General features: G+C 75.3%; 22 protein-coding genes. 17 read left to right on the plus strand and 5 right to left on the minus strand.

All coding sequences use genetic code 11. The features are described from left to right. Positions 1–14: 14 nt before the first annotated feature. Positions 15–848 carry a glucose 1-dehydrogenase gene (locus tag ACQP2P_RS25335; RefSeq protein WP_433604689.1) on the minus strand — a complete coding sequence of 278 codons (834 nt, stop codon included), beginning with the start codon at positions 846–848 and terminating at the stop codon, positions 15–17. A gap of 74 nt (positions 849–922) precedes the next feature. On the opposite strand from ACQP2P_RS25335, the gene ACQP2P_RS25340 reads away from it, so the two are divergent. Next, positions 923–2,050, plus strand: a complete 1,128-nt coding sequence (locus tag ACQP2P_RS25340) for a sigma-70 family RNA polymerase sigma factor (RefSeq protein ID WP_433604691.1) — start codon at positions 923–925, stop codon at positions 2,048–2,050. Between the two features lie 31 nt (positions 2,051–2,081). On the opposite strand, the gene ACQP2P_RS25345 is transcribed toward ACQP2P_RS25340, so the two are convergent. Continuing rightward, on the minus strand, positions 2,082–3,263 hold the full coding sequence (locus tag ACQP2P_RS25345; RefSeq protein ID WP_433604693.1) for a zinc-dependent alcohol dehydrogenase: 1,182 nt from the start codon (positions 3,261–3,263) through the stop codon (positions 2,082–2,084). A 132-nt stretch (positions 3,264–3,395) separates the two neighbouring features. Further along, positions 3,396–3,860, minus strand: a complete 465-nt coding sequence (locus ACQP2P_RS25350) for an SRPBCC family protein (RefSeq protein ID WP_433604695.1) — start codon at positions 3,858–3,860, stop codon at positions 3,396–3,398. Between the two features lie 140 nt (positions 3,861–4,000). Between ACQP2P_RS25350 and ACQP2P_RS25355 the strand changes: the two genes are divergently transcribed. Beyond that, the gene (locus tag ACQP2P_RS25355) at positions 4,001–5,269 is read left to right on the plus strand and encodes a sugar efflux transporter (protein ID WP_433604697.1); all 1,269 of its coding nucleotides are present in this window, start codon (positions 4,001–4,003) and stop codon (positions 5,267–5,269) included. Here the strand turns inward: ACQP2P_RS25355 and surE are convergent. Continuing rightward, the gene (surE, locus tag ACQP2P_RS25360; RefSeq protein ID WP_433604699.1) at positions 5,205–5,996 is read right to left on the minus strand and encodes a 5'/3'-nucleotidase SurE; all 792 of its coding nucleotides are present in this window, start codon (positions 5,994–5,996) and stop codon (positions 5,205–5,207) included. The two genes, ACQP2P_RS25355 and surE, sit on opposite strands and share 65 nt — an antisense overlap. 259 nt (positions 5,997–6,255) lie before the next feature. Between surE and ACQP2P_RS25365 the strand changes: the two genes are divergently transcribed. The 6 genes from ACQP2P_RS25365 to ACQP2P_RS25390 all read left to right on the plus strand — a co-directional run bounded on the left by ACQP2P_RS25365 (position 6,256) and on the right by ACQP2P_RS25390 (position 13,417). Then, a complete protein-coding gene (locus ACQP2P_RS25365; protein WP_433604701.1) occupies positions 6,256–7,491 on the plus strand; it encodes an MFS transporter in 1,236 nt (411 codons plus the stop codon). Positions 7,492–7,501: 10 nt separating this feature from the next. After that, the gene (locus tag ACQP2P_RS25370) at positions 7,502–8,446 is read left to right on the plus strand and encodes an acyltransferase domain-containing protein (protein ID WP_433604703.1); all 945 of its coding nucleotides are present in this window, start codon (positions 7,502–7,504) and stop codon (positions 8,444–8,446) included. Positions 8,447–8,611: 165 nt separating this feature from the next. Beyond that, positions 8,612–9,631, plus strand: coding sequence for a chemotaxis protein CheB (locus tag ACQP2P_RS25375; RefSeq protein WP_433604705.1), 1,020 nt, complete (start codon positions 8,612–8,614; stop codon positions 9,629–9,631). Beyond that, complete coding sequence (locus ACQP2P_RS25380; protein ID WP_433604707.1) at positions 9,628–10,371, plus strand: ATP-binding protein; 744 nt, start codon at positions 9,628–9,630, stop codon at positions 10,369–10,371. The genes ACQP2P_RS25375 and ACQP2P_RS25380 overlap by 4 nt, the downstream gene beginning before the upstream one ends. A gap of 9 nt (positions 10,372–10,380) precedes the next feature. Continuing rightward, positions 10,381–12,258 (plus strand): CheR family methyltransferase, encoded by a 1,878-nt coding sequence (locus ACQP2P_RS25385; RefSeq protein ID WP_433604709.1) that lies wholly within the window; start codon positions 10,381–10,383, stop codon positions 12,256–12,258. Between the two features lie 22 nt (positions 12,259–12,280). Beyond that, positions 12,281–13,417: a SigB/SigF/SigG family RNA polymerase sigma factor gene (locus ACQP2P_RS25390; RefSeq protein WP_433604711.1), complete on the plus strand. Its 1,137-nt coding sequence runs from the start codon at positions 12,281–12,283 to the stop codon at positions 13,415–13,417. Positions 13,418–13,435: 18 nt separating this feature from the next. Here the strand turns inward: ACQP2P_RS25390 and ACQP2P_RS25395 are convergent, their stop codons facing one another. Continuing rightward, positions 13,436–14,830: an aldehyde dehydrogenase family protein gene (locus ACQP2P_RS25395; RefSeq protein ID WP_433604713.1), complete on the minus strand. Its 1,395-nt coding sequence runs from the start codon at positions 14,828–14,830 to the stop codon at positions 13,436–13,438. A 97-nt stretch (positions 14,831–14,927) separates the two neighbouring features. On the opposite strand from ACQP2P_RS25395, the gene ACQP2P_RS25400 reads away from it, so the two are divergent. From ACQP2P_RS25400 to ACQP2P_RS25440, 9 genes are read left to right on the plus strand one after another with little or no spacing between them, the layout of a single operon-like run. Then, entirely contained in the window at positions 14,928–16,574 is a 1,647-nt protein-coding gene (locus tag ACQP2P_RS25400; protein ID WP_433604715.1) for a carbamoyltransferase family protein, read from the plus strand. Beyond that, complete coding sequence (locus ACQP2P_RS25405) at positions 16,571–17,461, plus strand: glycosyltransferase family 2 protein (RefSeq protein ID WP_433604717.1); 891 nt, start codon at positions 16,571–16,573, stop codon at positions 17,459–17,461. Before ACQP2P_RS25400 ends, ACQP2P_RS25405 begins: the two co-directional genes overlap by 4 nt. Next, on the plus strand, positions 17,458–19,041 hold the full coding sequence (locus tag ACQP2P_RS25410; RefSeq protein ID WP_433604719.1) for an HAD-IIIA family hydrolase: 1,584 nt from the start codon (positions 17,458–17,460) through the stop codon (positions 19,039–19,041). The genes ACQP2P_RS25405 and ACQP2P_RS25410 overlap by 4 nt, the downstream gene beginning before the upstream one ends. After that, a complete protein-coding gene (locus ACQP2P_RS25415) occupies positions 19,038–19,970 on the plus strand; it encodes a glycosyltransferase (protein ID WP_433604721.1) in 933 nt (310 codons plus the stop codon). Before ACQP2P_RS25410 ends, ACQP2P_RS25415 begins: the two co-directional genes overlap by 4 nt. After that, positions 19,955–21,148 (plus strand): glycosyltransferase, encoded by a 1,194-nt coding sequence (locus ACQP2P_RS25420; RefSeq protein ID WP_433604724.1) that lies wholly within the window; start codon positions 19,955–19,957, stop codon positions 21,146–21,148. Before ACQP2P_RS25415 ends, ACQP2P_RS25420 begins: the two co-directional genes overlap by 16 nt. Then, complete coding sequence (locus ACQP2P_RS25425; RefSeq protein ID WP_433604726.1) at positions 21,145–21,723, plus strand: D-sedoheptulose-7-phosphate isomerase; 579 nt, start codon at positions 21,145–21,147, stop codon at positions 21,721–21,723. The genes ACQP2P_RS25420 and ACQP2P_RS25425 overlap by 4 nt, the downstream gene beginning before the upstream one ends. Then, positions 21,720–23,054: a PfkB family carbohydrate kinase gene (locus tag ACQP2P_RS25430; RefSeq protein ID WP_433604728.1), complete on the plus strand. Its 1,335-nt coding sequence runs from the start codon at positions 21,720–21,722 to the stop codon at positions 23,052–23,054. The genes ACQP2P_RS25425 and ACQP2P_RS25430 overlap by 4 nt, the downstream gene beginning before the upstream one ends. Further along, positions 23,051–23,728, plus strand: coding sequence for an SDR family oxidoreductase (locus ACQP2P_RS25435; protein WP_433604730.1), 678 nt, complete (start codon positions 23,051–23,053; stop codon positions 23,726–23,728). The genes ACQP2P_RS25430 and ACQP2P_RS25435 overlap by 4 nt, the downstream gene beginning before the upstream one ends. Beyond that, the gene (locus tag ACQP2P_RS25440) at positions 23,725–24,672 is read left to right on the plus strand and encodes a glycosyltransferase family 9 protein (protein ID WP_433604732.1); all 948 of its coding nucleotides are present in this window, start codon (positions 23,725–23,727) and stop codon (positions 24,670–24,672) included. Before ACQP2P_RS25435 ends, ACQP2P_RS25440 begins: the two co-directional genes overlap by 4 nt. Positions 24,673–24,826: the final 154 nt, after the last annotated feature.

A 24,826-nucleotide genomic window follows, 5' to 3' on the forward strand; every position in this document is an offset into this window, starting at 1 on the left:
GTGCCGGCCGTGGCTCAGAGAACCGGCTTCCCGCCGGTGACCGGCACGACGGCGCCGGAGATGTAGCTGCCCTCGTCCGCGGCGAGCAGCACATAGACCGGCGCCACCTCGGCGGGCTGCCCGGGCCGGCCGAGCGGCGTGTTGCGGCCGAACTCCGCCACCTGCTCGGGCGGCATCGTGGACGGGATCAGCGGCGTCCAGATCGGGCCGGGCGCGACGGCGTTCACGCGGATGCCGCGCGGGCCGAGCATCTGGGCCAGGCCCGCGGTGAAGTTCGCGATGGCGCCCTTCGTGGTGGCGTAGGGCAGCAGCGTCGGCTTGGGCTGGTCGTAGTTCACCGAGCTCGTGTTGATGATGGAGCAGCCCGGCCCCAGGTGTGGCAGCGCCGCCTTCACGAGCCGGAACATCGCGTGGATGTTGACCTCGAAGGTGCGCGTCCACTCCTCGTCGGAGATCTCCTCGAGCGTCTCGTGGGTCATCTGGAAGGCCGCGTTGTTCACCAGCACGTCGATGCGCCCGAACTCCTGCACGGCGGCGCGCACCACGGCCTCGCAGGTCGCCCGGTCCGCGAGGTCCCCGGGCACGAGCACGGCCCGGCGCCCCTCGGCCTGCACGTACTTCGCCGTGTCCCGCGCGTCGTCGTGCTCGCCGAGGTAGGCGATGAGCACGTCCGCGCCCTCGCGGGCGAAGGCGATCGCGACCGCCCGGCCGATGCCGCTGTCGCCGCCGGTGACCACGGCCGCCTTGCCGTTGAGCCGGCCGCAGCCGCGGTAGCTCTCCTCGCCGTGGTCGGGCTTGGTCACCATCGCGCCGAGCGTGCCGGGCGGCTGCTGCTGCGGTTCGGCCATGGTGGGCCCGCTACCCACGACACCCGCCGTGAAACGAGACGTTTGAAATATTTGCCGTAGGGCAAGTAGCGGCCATGGAGCTGTCGGTCACGATGTCGTGCCGCGGGGGTGAGACGCTGCTGGAGTTATGCGGCGTGCTCGACTACGCGTCGGTCCCCTACCTGCGTCACGTCGTCTACCGGCGCTTCGACGCGGGCGCGCACACGATCACGCTCGACGCGGCCGCGCTGCGGCTGATCGACGCGGCCTCCATCAAGGTGCTGCTCTACCTGCGCGAACGCGCGCTCGGCGCGGGCGGCGACCTCCGGCTGACCGACGCGCGCGGCACCGCCCTCGCGGCGCTGGAGATCGCGGGGGTCGCCAAGGAGCTCGACGCCTACGGGGAGGCGGGCTGGCCCGCGCAGGACCGTGCGGGCACCCCCGTCGACCTCGGGGCCGTGCACCTCGGGCACGGGCACTGGCCCGTCGGCGTCACCGAAATGCTCCAGCGGTTGCACTCCCTGAGCCCCGCCGACCCCCGCCGCGCCCGACTCCGGGACGAGATCATCGAGCTGTGCCTGCCCGCCGCGCGCCACCTGGCCCGGCGCTACTGCGCCTCCGGCGAGCCGGTCGGCGACCTCGCCCAGGTGGCCGCGGTCGGGTTGATCAAGGCCGTGGACGGCTACGACCCGCAGCGCGCCATCGAGTTCGGCGCCTACGCCAGCCCCACCGTGACGGGCGAGCTCAAACGGCACTTCCGCGACCGCACCGGCGCCGTGCGCCTCCCCCGCCGCCTGCAGGAGCTGCGGATGCGGCTGAACCGGGCGCGCGACGAGCTCACGCTCGCCCTCGGCCGCCCGCCCCGCGCCGAGGACCTCGCCGAGCACCTCGGCGCCGGCGTGGACGAGATCGTCGAGTGCGCCGCCGCCGGTCACCTGCAGCGCCCGATCTCCATCGACGCGCCCGCGGCCGGCGAGCACGAGGACACGCCCCTGGCCGAGCTCGTGGGCGCCGAGGACCCCGGCTTCGCACTGGCGGACCTGCGCGCGTCCCTGCCGGCGGCGATGGCCGGCCTGCCCGAGCGGGAGCGGCGCATCATCGCGCTGCGCTTCTACGGCAACCTGAGCCAGTCCGAGATCGCCGAGCGCGTGGGCATGTCCCAGATGCACGTCTCCCGGCTGCTCACCCACGCGCTGGGATTCCTGCGCCGCCGCCTGGCGTAACCCCCCGGTACGCCAGACGGCGGCCGCTCAATCACGGCCTGAGCAGGACCTTCAGCGTGCCGTCCTTCTTGGCCTGGAACGCCTCGTACGCGGCGGGCGCGTTGGCCAGCGGCACCCGGTGCGTCGCGAAGGTCTCGACGCCGAGCGGGTCGCCGTCGCCCGTCAGCAGCGGCATGAGGTCGTCCACCCAGCGCTTGACGTTGGCCTGGCCCATCCGCAGCTGGATCTGCTTGTCGAACAGCACCATCATCGGCAGCGGGTCGGCCGTGCCGCCGTACACGCCGGAGATCGAGATCGTCCCGCCGCGCCGGACGGCGTCGATGGCCAGCTGCAGGGCCGCGAGCCGATCGACGCCCGACTTCTCGATGAGCTTCTGCGCCAGCGCGTCGGGCAGCAGGCCCGCGGCGGTCTGCGCGAGCTTCCCCGCGGGCGAGCCGTGCGCCTCCATGCCGACGGCGTCGATCACCGAATCCGGGCCGCGCCCGTCGGTCAGCTCCCGCAGCCAGCCGCCCACGTCGTCGTGCGCCTCCAAGTCGACGACCTCGAACCTGTTCGCCCGCGCGCGGGCCATCCGCTCGGGCACCACGTCGACGCAGATGACCCGGTAGCCGCGGTGGGCCGCGATCCGGCACGCCATGTCGCCGATCGGCCCGAGCCCGAGCACGACGACCGTCCCGCCCGGCGGGACGTCGGCGTACTCGACCGCCTGCCATGCGGTCGGCAGCACGTCGGAGAGGTACACGAACCGGTCGTCGGTCGTGCCCTCGGGCACCTTGATCGGGCCGAACTGGGCCTGCGGGACGCGCAGGTACTCCGCCTGCCCGCCCGGCACCTGCCCGTACAGCCGCGTGTAGCCGAACAGCGCCGCGCCCTTGTCCTGCGAGCGCACCTGCGTCGTCTCGCACTGCGTCATCAGCCCGCGGCCGCACATCCAGCAGTGCCCGCAGGAGATGTTGAACGGGATCACCACCCGGTCGCCGCGGCGCAGGTGGGTGATGGCGGGCCCGACCTCCTCGACGATGCCCATGGGCTCGTGCCCGAGGATGTCGCCCTCGGTCATGAACGGCGCGAGCACCTCGTACAGGTGCAGATCCGACCCGCAGATGCCGCTGGACGTCACCTTGATGACGATGTCGTTGGGCTGCTCGATGCGGGGATCCGGCACGTCGTCGACCCGCACGTCCCGCTTGCCGTGCCAGACCACCGCCTTCATGCCACGGCTCCCGGCACGCAGAGCAGTGGTTGCGTCACGTCCGTCATACACCGCCGACTACCCGGGTGCGTCACCCGGAAACAAACCGGCCCCGCACCTCGCGGAAGGAGGTGCGGGGCCGGCGAAGACCGGTCAGCTGCCGGTGCGGGGTACCTCACCGCGCCAGGCGCCCGTCTCGGTGCCGCGCTGCTCGATGAACTCCTTGAAGCGCCGGGTGTCCGCCTTCACCTGCATCGAATCGGCGCCGACGGCGCTGGCCGCCTTCTCGGTCAGGCCCTGCGGCTGCCAGTCGAGCTGGACCGTCACCCGCGTGTCGGTGTCCCCGAGGCGGTGGAACGTCACGACGCCCGCGTGGCGGGTGTCGCCGTCCGTGCTCTTCCAGGCGATGCGCTCGTCCGGGCGCTGCTCGGTGATCTCGGCGTCGAACTCGCGCCGCACGCCACCGACCTTCGTCACCCAGTGGGTGTGCCGGTCGTCGACCTGGCGGATCGACTCGACGCCGCTCATGAACTGCGGGAAGGACTCGAACTGGGTCCACTGGTCGTAGGCCGTCTGCACCGGGACGTGCACATCGATGGTCTCGGTGACCGTGCTCATGTCAACCTCCTAGCCGGTTCGACTCTCCCCTTTGGAGTGCCCGGCGAGGGTCGGGGAAAACGTAAGCGAGATCTCCAACCGCGTGGACGAACGCCTGGCGGACCGGGGAGCCGGACTTCCTGACCGGTAAAGTCCCGGGCATGACGACGCTCGAACGCCCCGGGCTGCGCGGGCTGAGCCCCGCCCTCATCCCGCTCGGCCTGATGTTCCTCGCGGTCGGCATGTCCACCGCCGTCGCCTACCCGTTCCTCGCGCTGTTCCTGAGCAACGACGTGCACGCCGGCCCGGTCCGGGTGACGGTGTTCCTGGTCGCCGCCCCGCTGGCCGGCGTGCTCGTCACGACGCTCGTCGGGCGGCTGTCCGACCGGGGGCCGTACCGGCGCCGGGTCCTGCTCGTCGCGGCGCTCGCGGGCGTGGCCGGCACCGGCTTCACCGCGTTCGTGCGCGACTACTGGGTGCTGCTCGGCCTGTCGGTGACCGCGATCGCCCTGTCGGGCTCGCTGTTCCCGCAGACGTTCGCGTACGCCCGGCAGGTCCTCGAGCGCGACAGCCCCGGCCGCGCGGCGCTGGGCATCAGCGCGATGCGCACGGTGTTCTCCCTGGCCTGGGTCGGCGGCCCGGCCCTGGCCGCCGTGCTGCTGGACGCCGGCGGGTTCCGGCTGCTGTACTGCACCGCCGCGGCCCTGTACGCGGTGGCGGCCGTGGTCGCCCTCCTGCGCCTCGAGGACCTCGAGCCGCCCAGGCCCGAGCACACCGACGAGTCGGCGTCGCCCCGCACCGTGTCGCGGACGGTCCTCGGGGTGACCGTGGTCGCGTTCGTGCTGCTGCAGGTGCCGATGACCCTCTGCGTGCAGGCGCTGCCCCTGTTCATCGAGCGGGACCTGCACCACGAGGCGTCCGCGGCCGGCCTGGTGCTCGGCCTCTGCGCGGCGCTGGAGATCCCGTTCATGCTCGGCCTGGGCGCGCTGACCACCCGGTTCCCGGTCCGCACCCTGATCCTGGTGGGGGCCGTGGCGGGCTGCGCGTACTACGCGATCGTCTGGTGGGCGCCGAACCTGTGGGTGCTCGTCGCGGCGCAGGTCGTGAACGCGGTCTTCATCTCCGCCATCTCCGGCGTCGCCATCACCTACATCCAGGACATGATGCCCACCCGGCCCGGCACCGCCACCACGCTCTACACCAACACCTTCCCGATCGGCGCGATGATCGCGGGGTCGCTGCTGGGGGTCGCGGCGCACTTCGGCTACCGCAGCGCCTTCGGCCTCGGCGCCGTCCTGTGCGCGGCCGGCTTCGTGCTGCTGCTGCTCACCCGCCCGCCGCGGTCACCGGCCCCGCCCGGGCCGCTCAGCCCCGCCAGTCGTCCGGAGGCTCCAGCGTCGGGTGCTGAACCGGTGGCTGGACCGTGGTGACCGTCGCGTACCCCTCCGCCAGCAGCGCGAGGTCCGAGCCCGCAGCGTGCTCCGCCTCGCGCTCCCGCAGCGCGGTGCGCACGAAGCCGGCGCCGTGCTCGGCGACCGTGATCTGGACCTGGCCGAACGGGGCGAGCGAGGCCGGGCGGAGCCCGGCGATGGCGTCCAGCGGGCGGTCGGGCACGTTGAGGTTGAGCACCGTGCCCTCCGGGGCCGCGGCCAGCCAGTCCAGCAGGCCGGTCGCGATCGTGGCGGCGGTCGGCCAGTGGCGGGTCTCGTCGTCGACCGTCGACACCGCGTTCAGCGCGGCCTCGCCGACGATGTTCAGGGACACCGCGAGGCCGCGCAGGCCGTCGGCGGCGCCGGTGAGCACCGCGCCGACGGTGCCCGAGTGCAGGATCGCGTGCCCGGCGTTGGCGCCCCGGTTCACCCCCGACAGCAGCAGATCCGGGGGGTCGCCGAACGCGCCGAGCCCGGTGAGCATGGCGATGTAGGCGGGCGAGGCCGGCACGGAGTACGCCCGCACCTCCGGCAGCCCGTCGAGCTCGACGGGATCGTAGGTCACGCGGCCGTCCGCGACCGTCGCGCTCAGCCCGGCCCCTGCCCCGCTGACCTCGGTCTCCGGCGCGGCGACGAGGACGTCGTGGCCGGCCTCGTACACGGCCCGGGCCAGGTGCAGGATGCCGGGCGCCGAAAACCCGTCGTCGTTGGTGACGAGAACCCTCATGACGCCTCCAGTGGTTCGAGGTGCCTGTGCCCACGATGGGCGGCCCCTGCGCTGGGCGCCGCCCATGCCCGGGCCTATGCCCGCCGCAGGGGCGGCCGAACCAGGTTTCCAGCGCCTTGTCGAGCCCGTCGAGGGTGGCCCCGCCCCACGCCGTCCGGACCGTCGAGGACCTCGGCGCCGCCTCGAGCCGCCGCGTGATCCCCGCCGTCACCCGCCGGGCTCGCGAAGCCTTCGAGGCGCTGCGACCGCTGGTACGGTCATGATCGTGCCGCCCCGGACCGCCCTGTGGACCTCGAACTTCACGCGCTACTTCGTCGCCCGCACCGTGTCGGTGTTCGGCGACGCGATGCTCATCGTGGCCTCGGCCCTGGCCGTCGGGCACCTCTACGGCGCCACGGGCGTCGGCCTGGTGCTGGCCGCGTACTCCATCCCGTTCGTGGCCAGCATTCTCGTCGGCGGCGTGTTCGCGGACCGGGCCGGTGCCCGCCCGCTCATGCTCGGCGCCGACATCGTGCGCTTCGCCGCCCAGGGCACGGTGGCGGCGGCGTTCTTCCTCGGTACTCCCACGCTGTGGCTGCTGCTCGTGTGCTCCGCGGTGCACGGCGTGTCCTCCGCCGCCTTCCAGCCCGGCGTCAACGGCATCGTCCCGCTGGTCGCGACCGACCTGCACCGGGCCAACGCGACCATCAAGGTCTCCCAGTCGATCGCCCAGTTGCTCGGCCCGGCCACCGCCGGCGTGGTCTTCGGATTCCTCGGCGCGGGGCCGCTCTACGTCACCGACGCCGCCACGTTCGCGGTGAGCGCGGTGTGCCTGGCGGGCCTGCGCCTCGCCGCCGTGCCGCCTCCCGACGGGTCCACCTCGCCGCTGCGCGACCTCGTCGAGGGCTGGCACGCGTTCCGCTCGCGCACGTGGATCTGGAGCGTGATCCTGGTCTGGGTGGTGTACGGCGTGCTGCTCTTCGGCCCGCTCATCCCCCTCGGCTCCGTGCTCGTCAGCGGCCGCCTCGGCGCGCCCGCATACGGCTGGACCGAGTCGGGCCTCGCGGCCGGCGCCATCGTCGGCGGCCTGCTCGCGCTGCGCCTGCGCCCGGGCCGGCCGCTCGCGGCGGGCGCGGTCGCCATGTTCGGCTACGGGCTGCTCCCGCTGGCGATCGCCCTGCACGCCGCGCTCCCGCTGCTGCTGGCGGCCGCGGCGGTGAACGGCGCCGCGTGGTCGTTCTGGTCGGTGATGTGGCAGACGAGCGTCCAGACCCACGTCCCGCCGGCGATGCTGAACCGGATCACGTCGTACGAGGTGTTCGGCTCCGACGGCAGCCTCCCCATCGGCCAGGCCCTCGCGGGCCCGGTGGCCGCGGCCCTGACCGCCGAGGCGGTGCTGGGCTTCTCGGTGGGTGTGAGCGCCCTGGGCTGCGTGGCCCTGCTGCTCATTCCCGCCGTCCGGGGCCTGCGCCGCATCGAGCACCGTGAGCCCGCCGGCGCGACGGCCGCCCGGTAGAGTCGGCCGCGTGGATCTGCAGGACACCGCCGCCCGGCTCGGCGTCCCCGCCGAGGACGTCGACCGCGTGCACCGGCTCGCCGGCGACCGGCCGTCGGCCCCGCTCCCCGACCGGGCCGACGCGCCCGCGATCCTCGCCCGGCTCGCCGTGCCCGCGGACGACGCCGCCGAGATCCTGGAGGCCTGGCCGGTCGCCGACTCTCCACTGTGGACGCCGGAGCTGCGCTGGCTGCTCGACCGCTCGATCGCCCTCGTCCGCGCCGACCTCGGCGGGCACGGCTGGCTGCCGCCCGGCCCGCAACTGCCACGCGAGCGCGGCCCCGCCTGGCGGCACCTCTACGTCTACGCCTACCTGGCCCTGCTCGACGTCGTGCTGGCCTACCACCGCGACCACGGCGTCCCCGAGTCCGTCTCCTGGGCGTCGCTGGCGGACCTCGGCCGCAACCTCGCCGTCGACCGGCGGATGCGGGGCGAGGGCTGGCCGGTCATGCAGAGCTGGCTGACCCTGCACGCGCGCGGGGCGATCTACGAGCTGGGCCGCCTGCAGCACCACCGCGGCGGGTCCGTCATCGACCTGCACATCCCGGAGTCCGGCCCGATGACGCCGGAGTCGGTGACGGCATCGCTCGACGCCGGCCGCGCGTTCTTCCGGCGCCACTTCCCGCACGAGTCCTACCCGGCGTTCGCGTGCGGGTCCTGGCTGCTCGACCCGCAGCTGCTGGAGTACCTGCCGGAGGACTCCAACATCGTGCGCTTCCAGCGGCGCTTCGAGCTGGAGCCCTACCAGGAGCCGGAGGGGCTGGACGCCGACGTCGAGGTCCTGCGGTTCGTCTTCCGCACCCTGACCACGCCGCTGGAGCAGCTGCCGCGCCGCACGGTGCTCGAGCGGGCGATCGCCGACCATCTGCGGGCCGGGCGCCACTGGCAGATCCGCCGCGGCCACATCCCGTTCTGACCGGATCCCGCTCCGGCCGCAGCAGCACCGGGTGACGGCCACAGGTCGAAGCGTGGTGGCGGAGTGGGCGCAGCCCGGTCGCGCGCGCCCGGCAGTTTAACCCGGAGTGGAGGGGGTAAACGGACGATCCGTGACGGGATCGTGGAGAGCGTAGAGTCAGCGAGCATGACGCAGCCCCGGGGGATCGTCGTCGTCGGCGCCTCCGCCGGCGGGGTGGAGGCGCTGCGCTCCTTCGTGGGCGGGCTGCCCGCCGACCTCCCCGGAGCGGTCTGCGTCGTGCTCCACGTGCCCCGCACCGGCACCAGCGCGCTGCCCCAGATCCTCGACCGCTCCGGTCCGCTGCCGGCCGCGCACGCCACCGACGGGGCCGCGCTGGAGGCCGGCCACGTGTACGTCGCCCCGCCCAACCGTCACCTGCTCGTCCGCGACGGCCGCCTCTCGCTCTCCCACGGGCCGGTCGAGAACGGCCACCGGCCCGCGGCCGACCCGCTGTTCCGCTCGGCCGCCCGCTGGTGGGGCGCGGCCGCGCTCGGCGTGGTGCTGTCCGGCAACCGCGACGACGGCACCTACGGGCTGTCCGAGATCGTCCGGCAGGGCGGGACGGGGCTCATCCAGGACCCGCACGAGGCGCTGTACCCGTCCATGCCCCGCCACGCCGCCGCCCAGTCCCCGTCGGCCCGGCCGCTGCCGGCCGCGACGATGGGCGCGGCGCTCGCCGAGCTGCTCGGCGAGCTGCCCGGGCCGGCTCCGCGCGCGGCGGTCGAGCAGGCCGAGATCGACGCGGAGGATGCGATGGCGGCGATGGAGGACGTCACCACGGACGAGCTGGGCGGGGTCCCGGCCGGCTTCGGCTGCCCGTCCTGCCACGGCGCGCTGTTCGAGCTGCCGGGGGCCGCCGGGCGGTTCCGCTGCCGGGTCGGGCACGGCTGGTCGGCGGCCGGGCTGCTGGACGAGCTCGGCAGCGCGCTCGAGGGCGCGCTGTGGATGGCGCTGCGCAGCCTCGAGGAGAAGGCGGCGCTGAGCCGGCGGATGGCCGGTGCGGCGAGCGGGCGGGGACACCGCAGCACCGCGAACCAGTACGCCGAGGCGGCCGGCGAGGCCGAGGCGGCGGGCAAGACCATCCGGCAACTCATCGACCGGCTCGCCGCCCTGGAGAACGACGCACCCGAGGACGCGCTGTCATGACCCCCGAGACCGACGAGCTGACCTGCACCCACGAGCCCGACTTCCCCGTCGCCGTCCTGCGCGCGAGCGGGCGGCTCGGCTTCGCCACCGTGCCCACGCTGCGCAACGCGGCCCAGAAGGCGCTCACCGACCACCCGGAAGTGCTGCTCATCGACGTGTCGCAGCTGCACACCGCCGACGACATCACCCTCACGGCGTTTCCGATGCTGGCGCGGCAGGGCGTGGACACCGGCACCGACGTGCTGCTCGTCGGGCCCGATCAGCGCCTCCACGAACAGCTGGAACGGCTCGGGGTCGCCCGGCAGGTGCCGGTACACCGGGATCCCGAGACCGCCCTGGCCGCCCACGCGCGCCTGCCCGGGCCGCGGCGCATGGAGGTCGAGCTCTTCCCGGAGCCGGACGCCACGAGGGTGGCCCGCGACCTCGTCGACCGGGCGTGCCAGCAGTGGAAGGTCGCCCCGGTGGCCGACACCGCCGCGCTGATCGTCACCGAGCTCGTCGCCAACGCCGTCGAGCACGCGGGCACGCCGATCCAGGTCAGCGTCGCCCTGCGCAACCGGCATCTCCACCTGGCGGTCCGCGACGAGAGCCCGCTGCGGCTGGAGCGCTCCGGCGGCGAGGACGGGGAGCCGGGCCGGGGTCTGTTGATCGTGGAGGGCATGTCCTCGGCGTGGGGCTGCGTGCAGACCACGGGCGGAAAGGTGGTGTGGGCGACGCTGCGCCTGCAGCCCAGGCGGTAGCGTGACGCGGTGACTCAACCCGATCCGGACTTCGAGGCCCTGCTGGTCTACCTGAAGGAAGCTCGCGGCTTCGACTTCACCGGCTACAAGCGCTCGAGCCTGATGCGGCGCGTCGAGCGGCGCATGGCGCAGGTGCCGCCGAGCGACTATTCGGAGTACCTCGACTACCTCCAGGTTCACCCGGACGAGTTCACGGCACTGTTCAACACCATCCTGATCAACGTGACCGGGTTCTTCCGCGACCCGGACGCCTGGGCCGCGCTCAGCCATGAGGTGCTCCCCCGCCTGGTCGACGGGCACGAGGGGCCGCTGCGGGTGTGGAGCGCCGGGTGCGCGTCCGGCGAGGAGGCGTACACCCTGGCCATCGTGCTGGCCGAGGCGATGGGCGTCGAGCGGTTCCGGGAGCGGGTCAAGATCTACGCGACCGACGTCGACGAGGAGAGCCTGGCCCACGCACGGCAGGCGACCTACGCCGAGCGGGACCTGGCGCACCTGGAGCCGGAGCTGGTCGAGCGGTACTTCGAGCCCACCGGCACCCGGTTCACGTTCCGCAAGGACCTGCGCCGGTCGGTCATCTTCGGCCGCAACGACCTGGTGCAGGACGCTCCCATAAGCCGTATCGACCTGCTGGTCTGCCGAAACGCGCTGATGTACTTCAACGCCGAGACCCAGACCCGGATCCTGTCCCGGTTCCACTTCGCGCTGTCCCCGGGCGGAGTGCTGTTTCTGGGCAAGGCGGAGATGCTGCTCAGCCACGCCAACCTGTTCACTCCGCTCGATCTCAAGCGGCGGATGTTCCGCAAGGTGTCGCGGCCGGTGCTCAACGGGGGCGTCTACCTGACCGAGCCGCCGCACACCCCGCCCCGCACCGAGCTGTTCGGCCTGGACCGGCTGCGCAGCGAGGCGTTCCTGGCCAGCCCCGTGGCGCAGGTCGTGGTCACCGCCGACGGGCTGGTCGCGCTCACCAACCGGCACGCCGAGACGCTCTTCGGGGTCTCCCCGCGCGACATCGGCCGGCCCTTCCGCGACCTCGACCTGTCCTACCGCCCCGTGGAGCTGCGGGGGTACATCGAGCAGGCCCAGGTCGAGCGCCGGGTGGCCCGCATCGACGACGTCGAGCTGGTGACCGCGGCGAGCGAGAAGCAGTACCTCAACATCCAGATCCACCCGCTCGTCGACTCCGACGCCGGCCTGCTCGGCGTCGTGGTGATCTTCCAGGACATGACCGCCTCGCGGCGCCTGCAGGACGAGCTCGAGCACGCGAACCGGCAGCTCGAGACCGCCTACGAGGAGCTGCAGTCCACCAACGAGGAGCTGGAGACCACCAACGAGGAGCTGCAGTCCACGGTCGAGGAGCTGGAGACGACCAACGAGGAGCTGCAGTCCACCAACGAGGAGCTGGAGACCATGAACGAGGAGCTGCAGTCGACCAACGACGAGCTCCAGTCGATCAACGACGAGCTGCGGGAGCGCACCGCCGAGCTCAACGACGCCAACACGTTCATGGAGGCGATCCTCACCAGCCTGCAGGCCGGCGTCGTGGTGCTCGACCGCGAGATGCACATCCTCGTCTGGAACCGCCGCTCGGAGGACCTGTGGGGGCTGCGCCCCGACGAGGCCGTCGGTCAGCACTTCCTCAACATCGACATCGGGCTGTCCACGGACCGGCTGCGCCCGGCGATCCGGGAAGTGCTGACCGGCCGCTCGGAGCGCGAGGCCGAGGAGCAGTCGGCCGTGAACCGCCGCGGGCGCACGGTTGACCTGCGCGTTGTGTGTTCCCCGCTCACCAGCGAGACCTCCGGGGTGATCGGGGCGATCCTCGTGATGGAGGTCGCCGGAACCGCGAATACGGCCGCAACGGGTGCATCGGCGCTGCCATCGGCATAGCGTGGGGGCTGAGGGGGCGGTCATGGACTTGACGATCACCATGTCACGACGCCCGGAAGCGACCCTGCTGGAGTGTTCCGGCGTGCTCGACTACGCGTCGGCGCCCTATCTCCGCCAGATCGTGTTCGAGCATTTCGACGCGCGCTCCGGGCGGGTCGCGGTCGATGTGGCCCGCGTGCGGCTGATCGACGCGGCCGCGATCAAGATCCTGCTCTACCTGCACCGCCGCGGCGAGCAGCTCGAGGCGGACGTGCAGGTGAGCGGGGCGAGCGGGGTCGCGCTCTCGGCCCTGGAGATCGCCGGCGCGGCCAAGCCGCTGCGCGCGTACGAGGAGCTGGACTGGCCGGTCCACCTCCGCCAGCGCCGGCCCCTCGACCTCGACGCGATCGAGCTGGGCCACGGGCAGTGGCCGGCCGGGGTGACCGAGCGCCTCCTGCGCATGGCGGAGCTCGACCCGGACGACCCGAACCGGTCCCGGGTCCGCGACCAGGTGATCGAGCAGTGCCTGCCGGCCGCGCACCGGCTGGCCCGCCGCTACGACGGCGGCAGCGAGCCGGCCGCCGATCTCGCCCAGGTCGCCGCGCTCGGGCTGATCAAGGCCGTCGACGGGTTCGACCCGCAGCACGGCACCGAGTTCGGCACCTACGCGACGCCGACGATCACCGGCGAGCTCAAGCGCCACTTCCGCGACCGGGCCTCCGGCATCCGCATCCCCCGGCGCCTGCAGGAGCTGCGGATGGCGGTCAACCACGCCCGCGACGAGCTCAGCCAGCGGCTCGGGCGCTCGCCGACGATCCCCGACCTCGCCGCGTACACCGGGCTGGACGAGGTGCAGGTGGTCGAGGCGGTCGGGGCGGCCCAGGCGTACCGCCCGCTGTCGCTCGACGTGCCGACGCCCGGCATGGACGAGGACGGCACCATGCTCGACACGATCGGCGACGAGGCGCCCGAGTTCGGACTGGTGGAGTACCGCGAGGCCCTCAGGCGCCTGATCGCCCGGCTCCCCCGGCGGGAGCAGCGGATTCTTTCCATGCGCTTCTACGGCAACCTGTCCCAGCTGGAGATCGCCAAGCAGGTCGGGCTGTCGCAGATGCACGTGTCGCGGCTGCTCGCGCACTCCCTCGACTTCCTGCGCCGCCGCCTGCAGGCCGACGACTAGGGCGACTCCTTCCTCCTCCTACCAGCCGCCGGGCGGCGCCTCGAGGTGGACGACCTTGGTCGCGGTCATCTCGTCCAGCAGCTCGGGGCCGTAGCCGAAGCCCTGCCCGCTGCCCCGGCGGGGATGGGCGGCGCCGCCCGGTGCTCCCCCGAAGACCGCGTTGATTTTGACGGTACCGGCCTCGAGCTGCTGCGAGGCCCAGTGCGCGTTGCTCATCGAGCCGGTCAGCACCGTGGCCGCCAGCCCGTAGGGTGTCCGCGCGGCGCACCGCAGCGCCTCGTCGAAGGAGTCGACCGTCACGACGGGCGCGACCGGCCCGAACGTCTCGGCCTCCACCACCCGCATCTCGTCCGTGCAGTCGCCCAGCACCGTCGGCGGGTACCAGGCGCCCGGCCCGTCCGGCGCGACGCCCCCGGCCAGCAGCTTCGCCCCGCGGTCGAGCGCGTCGACCACCTGCCCGTGCACGGCGGCCCGGTGGCGCAGGTCGACCAGCGGCCCGATCTCGAACGCGGCCGCCTCCTTCACCAGCGCCAGCAGGAAGTCCTCGGCCACGGCCGCGTGCACGTAGATGCGCTCGACGGCGACGCAGATCTGCCCGGCGTTCGCGAATGCCCCGAGCGCGGCCTGCCCCGCGGCCCAGGCCGGGTCCACGTCGGCGTCGACGATCAGCGGGTCGCTGCCGCCGTTCTCCAGCAGCGCCTTCGCGCCGGTGCGGGCGGCCGCGGCGGCGATCCACCGCCCGGCGGCCGTCGAGCCGACGTGCGCGACCACGTCGACGGCCGACTCGGCGAGCGCCGCCCCGGTCGGGGCCGCCCCGGCGAGCATCGACAGCACGCCGGGCGGCAGGTGCGGGGCGAGCAGCTTCGTGAGCAGCCAGCCGGTCGCCGGGGCCCGCTCGCTGGGCTTGTAGACGACCGCGTTGCCGGTGATCAGCGCCGCGCCGAGCAGCCCGCAGGAGACCGCCACGGGGTCGTTCCAGGGGGTGATCGCGGCCACCACCCCGCGCGGCTCGGGCACCATGAGGTCCAGCGCGCCCGGGTCGCCGCCGAGCGTGCGGCCGCCGTGCAGCGGGCCGAGCTCGGCGTACTGCCGCAGCGTCCCGACCCCCGCCGCGATCGACGCGGCCGCCTCCGCCTCCGGCTTGCCCATCTCGGCCGACATGGTGCGGGCCAGCACGCCGCACGCGTGCTCCACGGCGTTCGCCGCGGCCCGTAGCGCGTCGGCGCGGGCGTCCGGTGCGGTCGCCGCCCAGTCCGGCTGGGCCGCCCGGGCCGCCGCCACGGCCGCGGCGACCTCGTGCGGGGTGGCGGCCGGCGCGGTGGTCACCGGCGTGCCGTCGTGCGGGTCGATCACCGTCGACCGGTCCGATCCGGCCGTCCACGCCCCGGCGATGAGGTGCTCAACGGTGTGCATAGGCCAGCGAGCTTCCCCGCTGCGGAGCCCTCAAACGGTTCTCTTCGGAGAAGTGTTTTTGGTTGATCCCGCCGCGGCGGGGGTAGGCGGGCCGGGCATGAGGGTCCTCGGCATCAACGCGATCTTCCACGACCCGGCGGCCGCGCTCGTCATCGATGGGCGCACGGTCGCCGCCGCCGAGGAGGAGCGCTTCAGCCGTCGCAAGCACGGCAAGCGGCCGGTGCCGTTCTCGGCCTGGGAACTTCCGGAGCTCGCCGCCGCCTGGTGCCTGCGCGAGGCCGGGCTGCGCCCGGAGGACCTCGACGCGGTCGCGTACTCCTTCGATCCCACCCTCTGCGGCGACCTCGGCAGCCTCGGCGTCCACGACCCGTGGGACGCGATGCGGGTCGACTACGCCCGCCGGGCGCCCTGGTTCCTGGCCGAGGCGCTGCCGGGCCTGGACCCGCAGCGGGTGCGGTTCGTGCCGCACCACGTCGCCCACGCCGCCTCCGCGGGCCTGTGCGCGGGCGGCGACGGCGCGGTCCTGGTGCTCGACGGGCGCGGCGAGACGGCCAGCCACCTCGCCGGCGTCTACCGCGACCGGGAGCTGACCCCGCTCGCGGGACAGCGCCTGCCGCACTCGCTCGGCCTGCTCTACGAGGATCTCACCAGGCACCTGGGCTTCCAGCACTCCAGCGACGAGTACAAGGTGATGGCCCTCGCCTCCTACGGCCGCCCGCGGTTCCTGCCGGAGCTGCGGGAGCTGGTGTACCCGACCGGGGACGGCGGCTTCGCGGTCGAGCCCGTCGACTGGGCGGCCCTGGCCAAGGCCCGCGCGGCCGACGGCGAGCTGACCGACGACCACGCCGACCTGGCCGCGTCGGTGCAGGCACGGCTCGAGGAGGTGCTGCTGGCCCTGGCGCGGTGGGTCTTCGACGCTGCCGGGCGCCCCGCGACCCTCACGATGGCCGGCGGGGTGGCGCTCAACTGCGTGGCCAACGCCCGTATCGCCGCCGAGGGGCCGTTCGAGCGCGTCTGGGTGCAGCCGGCGGCCGGGGACGCGGGCACCGCGCTCGGCGCCGCCCTGCACCTGTCCTGCGCGGCCGAGTGCCCGATCGCGCCGATGCGCGGCGCCGACCTCGGCCGCGGCTGGAGCGAGGCCGCGCTGGAGGACGAGCTGCGGCGGGCCGCGCTGCCCTACACCCGGCCGCCCGACATCGCCGCCGAGGCCGCCGCGGTCCTCGCCGGCGGCGGGATCGTCGCCTGGCACCAGGGGCGCGGCGAGTACGGGCCGCGGGCGCTCGGGCACCGCTCGCTGCTGGCCCACCCGGGCGAGCGCGCGATGACCGCCCGGCTCAACGACGTCAAGGGCCGCGAGCAGTTCCGGCCGATCGCGCCGATGGTGCGGGCCGAGCGGTTCGGCGAGGTCTTCGACGGCGTGTACCCGAGCCCGTACATGCTGTTCGTGCACCGCGTCCGTCCCGAGTGGACGGACCGGATCCCGGCCGTCGTGCACGTCGACGGGACCGCGCGGGTGCAGACGGTACACGCGGACGACGAGCCCCTCGTGGCCCGCCTGCTGGCGGAGTTCGAGGCGCGCACCGGCCTGCCGGTCGTGGTCAACACGTCGCTGAACACCGCCGGCCGGCCGATGGTGGACACGCCGCGCGAGGCGATGGAGCTGTTCGGCTCCGCGCCCGTCGATCTGCTCGCGCTCGGCCCGTTCGCGGTGCACCGGGCGGCGGCGTTCGGGGCGGGCCGGTGAACGTCAGCATCGTCGTGCCGACGCTGGGCCGGGCGAGCCTGCGCACGCTGCTCGACGCGCTCGGCCCGCTGCCGGGCGGCGCGGAGCTGATCGTCGTCGAGGACCGGCAGCGCCGCGGCCCGGCCACCGCCCGCAACGCCGGCTGGCGGCGGGCGAGCGGCGACTGGGTCGTGTTCCTCGACGACGACGTGGTGCCGGAGCCGCAGTGGTACCGCCGCCTCCAGGCGGACCTCGACGTCGACCGCACCGTCGGCGGGGTCCAGGGCCGGGTCCGGGTGCCACGGCCGGCCGGGCGCCGCCCGACCGACTGGGAGCGGGTCACCATCGGGCTCGAGCACGGCGCCTGGCTCACGGCCGACATGGCGTACCGCCGCGCCGCCCTCGAGGCGACCGGCGGCTTCGACGAGCGGTTCCCGCGCGCCTTCCGCGAGGACGCCGAGCTGGCCCACCGCGTGCGGCGGGCGGGCTGGCGGCTGCGGCCGGGGGCGCGCACCGTGACCCATCCCGTGCGGCCCGAGAGCCGCTGGGTGAGCCTGCGCAGCCAGCGCGGCAACGCCGACGACGCCCTGCTGCGCCGGTTGTACGGCCCGCACTGGCGCCGGTGGCTCGGCATCCCGCCCGGCCGCCGGCCCCGCCACGCGCTCGTCACCGCCGCGGCCCTCGGCGCGCTCGGCGCCCTCGCCCTGCCGGGCCGGTGGCGGTGGCTGTCGGCCGCGCTCGGCCTGGCCTGGGCGGGCGGCACCGCCGAGTTCGCGGCCGCCCGCATCGCGCCCGGCCCGCGCACCCCGGCCGAGGTGGCCACCATGGCGCTGACGAGCGTCCTCATCCCGCCGCTCGCGATCGGGCACTGGCTCGCGGGCCGCTGGCGCTGGCGGGCCGCCGCATGAACCTCTTCGACGCCGTGCTCTTCGACCGGGACGGGACCCTGATCGAGGACGTGCCGTACGTCAACGACCCCATCCTGGTCCGCCCCGTGCCCGGCGCCCGGGCCGCCCTCGACCGGCTGCGCGCCACCGGGCTGCGCCTCGGCGTGGTCACCAACCAGTCCGGTGTGGCCCGCGGGCTGGTCAGCACCGAACAGCTGGCCCGGGTCAACGCCCGCATCGAACAGCTGCTCGGGCCGTTCGACACCTGGCAGGTCTGCCCGCACGACGACGGCGACCGGTGCCCGTGCCGCAAGCCGCGTCCGGGCCTCATCCACGCGGCCGCGCGGGAGCTGCGCACCACGCCCGAACGGTGCGTGTTCATCGGCGACATCGGCCGCGACATGCAGGCCGCGCTCGCCGCCGGGTCCGCGGGCATCCTCGTGCCCACGGCGGTGACGCTGCGGCGGGAGGTCGCCGCGGCGCCGCTCGTCGCCGGAGACCTGCGCGCCGCGGTCGAGCTCGTGCTGGACCGCGACGAGCTCTTCCCGTCCGGCCGGCGCCGGCCGCACAACGCCGGGACCGTCGTCGTGGTCCGCCCCGACTCGGCCGGCGACGTGCTCCTGACCGGCCCGGCGATCCGCGCGGTCGCGGCCGGGGCCGGCCGGGTGGTGCTGCTGTGCGGGCCGCGCGGGCGGGCCGCGGCCGAGCTGCTGCCGGGCGTCGACGAGCTCGTCGAGTGGCGGCTGCCCTGGATCGACCCCGAGCCCGACCCCGTGGACCCCGACGTCATGGACGCGCTCGTCGACCGCCTCGCCGCCGCGCGGGCCGACGAGGCGGTGGTGTTCACCTCCTACCACCAGTCGCCGCTGCCGACCGCGCTGCTGCTGCGGGTGGCCGGGGTCGGGCGGGTCAGCGCGATCAGCGACGACTACCCCGGCTCCCTGCTCGACGTGCGCCACCGCGTGCCGCCCGGCATCCCCGAGACGGAGCGGGCGCTGTCGCTCGCGGCCGCGGCCGGGTTCCCGCTGCCGCCCGGCGACGACGCCCGCCTGCGCATCGCACCCCCCGCGGCCGGCCCGACCACCCCGCTCGGCCCGGCCCCTCCGGACGTCCCGTACGTCGTCGTGCACCCGGGCACGTCCGCTCCCGCCCGCGCCTGCCCCGCCGAGGTGCACCGCCGGATCGTCAAGGCCCTGGCCGCGGCCGGCTGGCGGGTGCTCGTCACCGGCTCGCACGCGGAGAAGGCGCTCACGGCCGAGGTCGCCGGCGATTTCGGCGTCGATCTCGGCGGCGCGACCGATCTGGCCGGGCTGGCCGGGCTGCTCGCCGGGGCCGGCTGCCTCGTCGTGGGCAACACCGGCCCGGCGCACCTGGCCGCGGCGGTCGGCACGCCGGTCGTGAGCCTCTACGCGCCGACCGTCCCCTTCGGACAGTGGGCGCCGTTCCGGGTGCCCGTCGTCCGCCTCGGCGACGCCGCGGCCGCCTGCCGCGACACGCGCGCGACCGTGTGCCCGATCGGCGGCCACCCGTGCCTGTCGAGCGTGGACCCGGCCGCCGTCGTCGCCGCCGCCGAGCTGCTGTGGGCCGGGAGGCGCGGATGAACATCCTCCTGTGGCACGTGCACGGGTCGTGGACCACGGCGTTCGTGCGGGGCAAGCATCGCTACCTCGTGCCGGTGACCGAGGACCGCGGCCCCTGGGGGCGCGGCCGGGCCCGCACGTTCGACTGGCCGGACACCGTCGAGGAGGTCCCGCTCGACGGGCTGCGCGAGGTGGACGCCGACCTGGCCGTGCTCCAGCGGCCCGAGGAGCTGGCGCTCGTCCCGCCGGGGCTGCCCAAGGTGTACCTCGAGCACAACACCCCCCAGGGTGACGTGCCCCGCACCCGGCACCCGCTGGCCGACCGGGCCGACCTCGTCATCGTCCACGTCACCCACTTCAACGCGCTGTTCTGGGACTGCGGCGGCACCCGCACCACCGTCATCGAGCACGGCGTCGTCGAGCCCGCCGCGCGCTACACCGGCGAGCTGGAGCGGCTCGCCGTGGTCACCAACGAGCCCGTGCGCCGCGGCCGGGTGACCGGCACCGACCTGTTCCCGCGCTTCGCCGCGGCCGCGCCCCTGGACGTCTTCGGCATGGGCGTCGCGGGCCTGGCCGGCGAGCGGATCGCGGTCCACGACGACCCGCCCCAGGCCGCCATGCACACCGAGCTCGCCCGCCGCCGCGCCTACCTGCACCTGTGCCGCTGGACCTCGCTCGGGCTCAGCCTCATCGAGGCGATGACGATCGGCGTGCCGGTCGTGGCCCTGGCCACCACGGAGGCCGTCGAGGCGGTGCCGCCCGGCGCCGGGGTGCTGTCCACGAACGTCGACGCGCTCGTCGACGCGGCCCTCTGGCTCATCGAGTCGCCCGGGGAGGCCCGTCGCCTCGGGGCCGCCGGGCGGGCCGCGGCCCTGCGCCGCTACGGCCTCGACCGCTTCCTGTCCGACTGGGACCGTCTGCTGGAGGACGAACTGTGCGTATCGCGATGATCTCCGAGCACGCCAGCCCGCTCGCCGCGCCCGGCACCGAGGACGCGGGCGGGCAGAACACCCACGTCGCCGGGCTCGCCGCGGCCCTGGCCGGGCTCGGGCACGACATCCGCGTCTACACCCGCCGCGACGCCGCCGACCGGCCGCCGATGGTGGTGACGGGTGACGGGGTCGGCGTCGTGCACGTGCCGGCCGGACCCGCCCGGGCGCTGCCCAAGGACGCGCTGCTGCCGTACATGGGCGAGTTCGGCCGCTGGCTGGGCGCGCAGTGGGACGGCGACCCGTGGGTGCCCGACGTGGTCCACGCGCACTTCTGGATGAGCGGGCTGGCCGCGGTGACCGCCGCCGGGCCCCGGGACATCCCGCTGGTGCAGACGTTCCACGCCCTCGGCGCCGTCAAGCGCCGGCACCAGGGCGCCGCGGACACCAGCCCGCCGCAGCGGATCGGCTTCGAGCGGCACCTCGGGCGGATCGCCGACCGGGTCGTGGCCCAGTGCCGCGACGAGGCCCGTGAGCTGACCCGCCTGGGCGTGCCCCGGTCCCGGATCGCGCTCGTGCCCTCCGGGGTCGACCTGGACGTGTTCGCCCCCGAGGGCCCGGTCGCCCCGCGCACGGCCCGGCCCCGCATCCTCTCGGTGGGCCGGCTGGTCGAGCGCAAGGGCTTCGCGGACCTGATCCGGGCCATGCCCTACTGTCCCGGCGCCGAGTGCGTCATCGCGGGCGGTCCGGACCCGGCCGAGACCGAGCGGCTGCGGCACGTCGCCGAGCGGTGCGGGGTCGCCGCGCGGGTCCGCTTCGCCGGCCAGGTCTCCACCGCCGCGCTGCCGGCCTGGTACCGCTCCGCCGACGTGGTCGCCACCGTGCCCTGGTACGAGCCGTTCGGGCTCACCCCGCTCGAGGCGATGGCGTGCGGCCGCCCGGTCGTGGCCAGCGCCGTCGGCGGGCTGCTGGACACCGTCGTCGACGGGATGACCGGCGACCTGGTGCGCTCCCGCGACCCGCGCGCCCTCGGCCATGCCCTGCGCCGGCTGGTCGACGACGACATGCGCCGCTACGCCTACGGTGCGGCCGCCCTCGACCGGGCCCGGCAGCGCTACTCGTGGCCGCGCACGGCCGGGCAGCTCGAGTCGGTCTACCGCGCGGTGGCCGGCCGCGGCGTCGCGGCGGTGGCCCGATGAGGGCGCTCGACGCACACCTCACCGCCCTGGCCGCCGCGATCGGCCCGTTCCGCCACGCGGCCGTGCGGCTGGAGGCCTGGGGCGTGCGGCTCGCCGAGATCCTGGGCGACGGGGGCCGGCTGCTGGTCTGTGGCAACGGCGGCAGCGCGGCCGAGGCGCAGCACCTCGCGGCCGAGCTGACCGGCCGCCTGCGCGACGAGCGCACCCCGCTGTCCGCGATCGCGCTGTGCGCCGACTCGTCCGCGGTCACGGCGATCGGCAACGACTACGGGTACGAGGAGATCTTCGCCCGCCAGGTCCGCGCCCACGGCCGCGAGGGCGACGTGCTGCTGGCCCTGTCGACCAGCGGCCGCAGCGCGAACGTGCTGGCCGCGGCCGCCGCGGCCCGCGAGTGCCGGCTGCACACGTGGGCACTGACCGGGCCCGGCCCGAACCCGCTCGCCCTGGTCTGCGACGAGGCCGTGTGCTGCGCCGGTGACGGGCAGGTGGTGCAGGAGCTGCACCTCGTCGCCGCCCACGTCCTCTGCGAGCACGTCGACGCCCACGTGGCCCGGCGCCGGCTGGTGGCGTCGTGAGCACGCGGCTGGTCGTCGTCGGCGACACGCTGCTGGACCGGGACGTCGACGGCACCGTCCGCCGCGTCTGCCCCGACGCCCCCGCCCTGGTCCTCGACGAGGAGTCCACTGTGGACCGGCCGGGCGGCGCCGGCCTCGCCGCGCTGCTCGCGGCCGGCGACGGGCTGGACGTGACGCTGGTGACCGCGATCGCCCACGACGCCGGCGGGCTGCGCCTGGCCGAGCTGCTCACCGCGGCCGGGGTGCGGCTGCACGCGGTCACGCAGCCCGGCGCGACCCCGGAGAAGATCCGGCTACGGGCCCGCGGCCAGGTGCTGCTGCGCCTCGACCGCGGCGCCGGTCCGGCGATCCCGCCCGAACCCGAGCCGGGCGAGCTGCTCGACGTCGCCGACGTCGTGCTCGTCAGCGACTACGGCCGGGGCCTGACCGGGCGGCCGGGGCTGCGGGCGGCCCTGACGCAGACCCGCACGCCGGTCGTGTGGGACCCCCATCCGCGCGGCGCCGTCCCGGTCCCCGGGACGCGCCTGGCCACGCCGAACGAGGCGGAGGCCCGCGCGTTCAGCGGGGACGCGGGCGGCGGGGGCCGGGTCGCCGCCGCCACCCGGGCCGGGCAGGCGCTGCGCCGCCGCTGGCGCACCGGGGCGGTCGCGGTCACCACCGGGGCGAGCGGGGCGGTGCTGTGCCACGCCGGGCCGACCCCGCTCGTGGTGCCGGCGCCACGGGTGTTCGAGGGGGACACCTGCGGCGCCGGCGACCGGTTCGCCGCGGCGGCCGCGGCCGCGATCGCGTCCGGGGCGCTGCCCTCGGAGGCGGTCGAGGCCGCGGTGGCCGCCGCGACGGGCTACGTCGGCCGGGTGCCGGCGGAGGCGCGCGAGCGGGGAAGCGTCGAGCGGGAGACCGTCGCGCGGGTCCGGGCCCGGGGCGGCACGGTCGTGGCGACCGGCGGCTGCTTCGACCTGCTGCACGCCGGGCACATCGCGACCCTGGAGGCGGCCCGGGCCCTGGGCGACTGCCTCGTCGTGTGCCTCAACTCCGACGCGTCGGTCGCCGGCCTCAAGGGCCCCGAGCGGCCCGTCGTCGCCCAGGCCGACCGCGCCCGCCTGCTGCTCGCGCTCGCCTGCGTCGACGCCGTCGTCGTCTTCGACGAGCCGACCCCGGAGGCGACCCTCGCCTGGCTGCGGCCCGACATCTGGGTCAAGGGCGGCGACTACGCCGACGGCGGGCCGGAGCTGCCCGAGGCCGAGCTCGTCAAGCGGTGGGGCGGGCAGACGGTCATCGTGCCGTATCTCGAGGGCCACTCCACCACCAAGCTGATCGGGGGAAGACCATGAGCCGCTCCGTTCTCGTCACCGGCGGCGCCAGCGGCCTCGGGGCCGCCGTCGTGCGGGCCGTCCTGCAGGCCGGGCACCGCGCCTACGTCATCGATCGCCAGGACCCCGGCGCAGTGCCCTGGATCGAGTGCGACCTCGCCGACACCCGGGCCGCCGAGGCCGCCACCCGCAAGGCGATCGCCGGCCTCGGCGGGCTCGACGCGGTCGTCACCGCCGCCGGGACCGACGTGCCCGGCCGGCTCGCCGACGTGCCCGCCGAGACCTGGGAGCGGGTCGTCGCCGTCGACCTGCTCGCCCCGGCCGCCGTCATCCGGGCCGCGCTGCCGGCGCTCACCGAGTCCCACGGGCACGTCGTCACCGTCGCGTCCACGCTCGGCGTCAAGGCCGTCAGCGACGCGACCGCCTACTGCGCGGCCAAGTTCGGGGTCGTCGGGTTCACCCGGGCCCTGGCCGCCGAGCTCGCCGGGCAGGTCGGGGTCACGCTGGTCGTGCCCGGGGGCATGCGCACGCGGTTCTTCGACGACCGCGCGGAGCGGTACAAGCCCGGCCCCGACGCGGTCCTCAACGACCCGGCGCACGTGGCCGCCGCGATCCTGTTCGCGCTCGGCCAGCCCCGCGGCTGCGCCGTGCGCGAGCTCGTCGTCTGTGCCGAGACGGAGACGTCGTACCCGTGATCCTGGTGCTGCGGGCCCTGGGCGTCGGTGACCTCGCCACCGGGGTGCCGGCGCTGCGGGGGCTGCGCCGCGCGTTCCCGGGCGAGCGGCTGGTGCTCGCGGCCCCGGCGTGGCTCGCCCCGCTGGCCGGGCTCACCGGCGCCGTCGACGAGGTGCTGCCCTGCGACGGGCTCGACGACGAGCTGCCGCGGCTGCGCCCGGCCGTGGCCGTCAACCTGCACGGCCGCGGCCCGCAGTCGCACGACCTGCTGCGGGCCACCCGCCCCGGGCGCCTGCTGGCCTTCGGCGACGCGCCGCGGTGGCGCCCCGACGAGCACGAGGTCGCCCGCTGGTGCCGGATGCTGCGGTGGTACGGCGTGCCGTGCGACGAGGCCGACCTGGGCCTGACCCGGCCCGCCTCCCCGCGGCCGGGCGCCACGATCGTGCACCCGGGTGCCAAGTCCGGCCTGCGGCGCTGGCCGCCGGAGCGCTTCGCCGCGCTCGCCCGCGCGCTGGCCGAGGCCGGGCACGACGTCGTCGTCACCGGCTCGCCGCAGGAGGAGCCGCTGGCCCGGCGGGTCGCCGGGGAGGCGGGGCTGCCCGCGACCGCCGTGCTGGCGGGCGCGACCCGCCTGCGGGACCTGGCCGGGCTCGTCGGCCACGCGCGGCTGCTGGTCAGCGGCGACACCGGGATCGCGCACCTCGCCACGGCCTACGGCACGCCGTCGGTCGTGCTCTTCGGGCCGGTACCGCCGCGCCTGTGGGGCCCGCCGCCGGACCGTCCGCAGCACGTGGCCGTCTGGCGGGGCCACGCCGCCGAGCCGGGCGACACCGCGAGCGAGGTCCCCCACCCGGCGCTGCTGGCCGTCACGGTCGGCGAGGTGCTGGCCGCGGCCCGCACGATCCGCGGGTGGAGACCCTCGCCGTGCTGGCCGAGCACCGCCGCGGCGACGGGCGGCGGCTGATCGGCGGGCCCGTCGGCCCGATGGGGGCGCTGGCCTGCCTGGGCGACCTCGGGCGGGCTCGTCGTCGCGCCGGGCGCCGGTCACGTTGCGTGGCGGGACGATCCCGGGTGGTTCGCCGACCGGCTCGCGGGCCGGTCGTGACGAAACTCGCTCG

The sequence above is a fragment of the Dactylosporangium sp. CA-139114 genome (assembly GCF_050955725.1).
In the GTDB taxonomy this organism is placed as follows: Bacteria; Actinomycetota; Actinomycetes; order Mycobacteriales; family Micromonosporaceae; genus Dactylosporangium.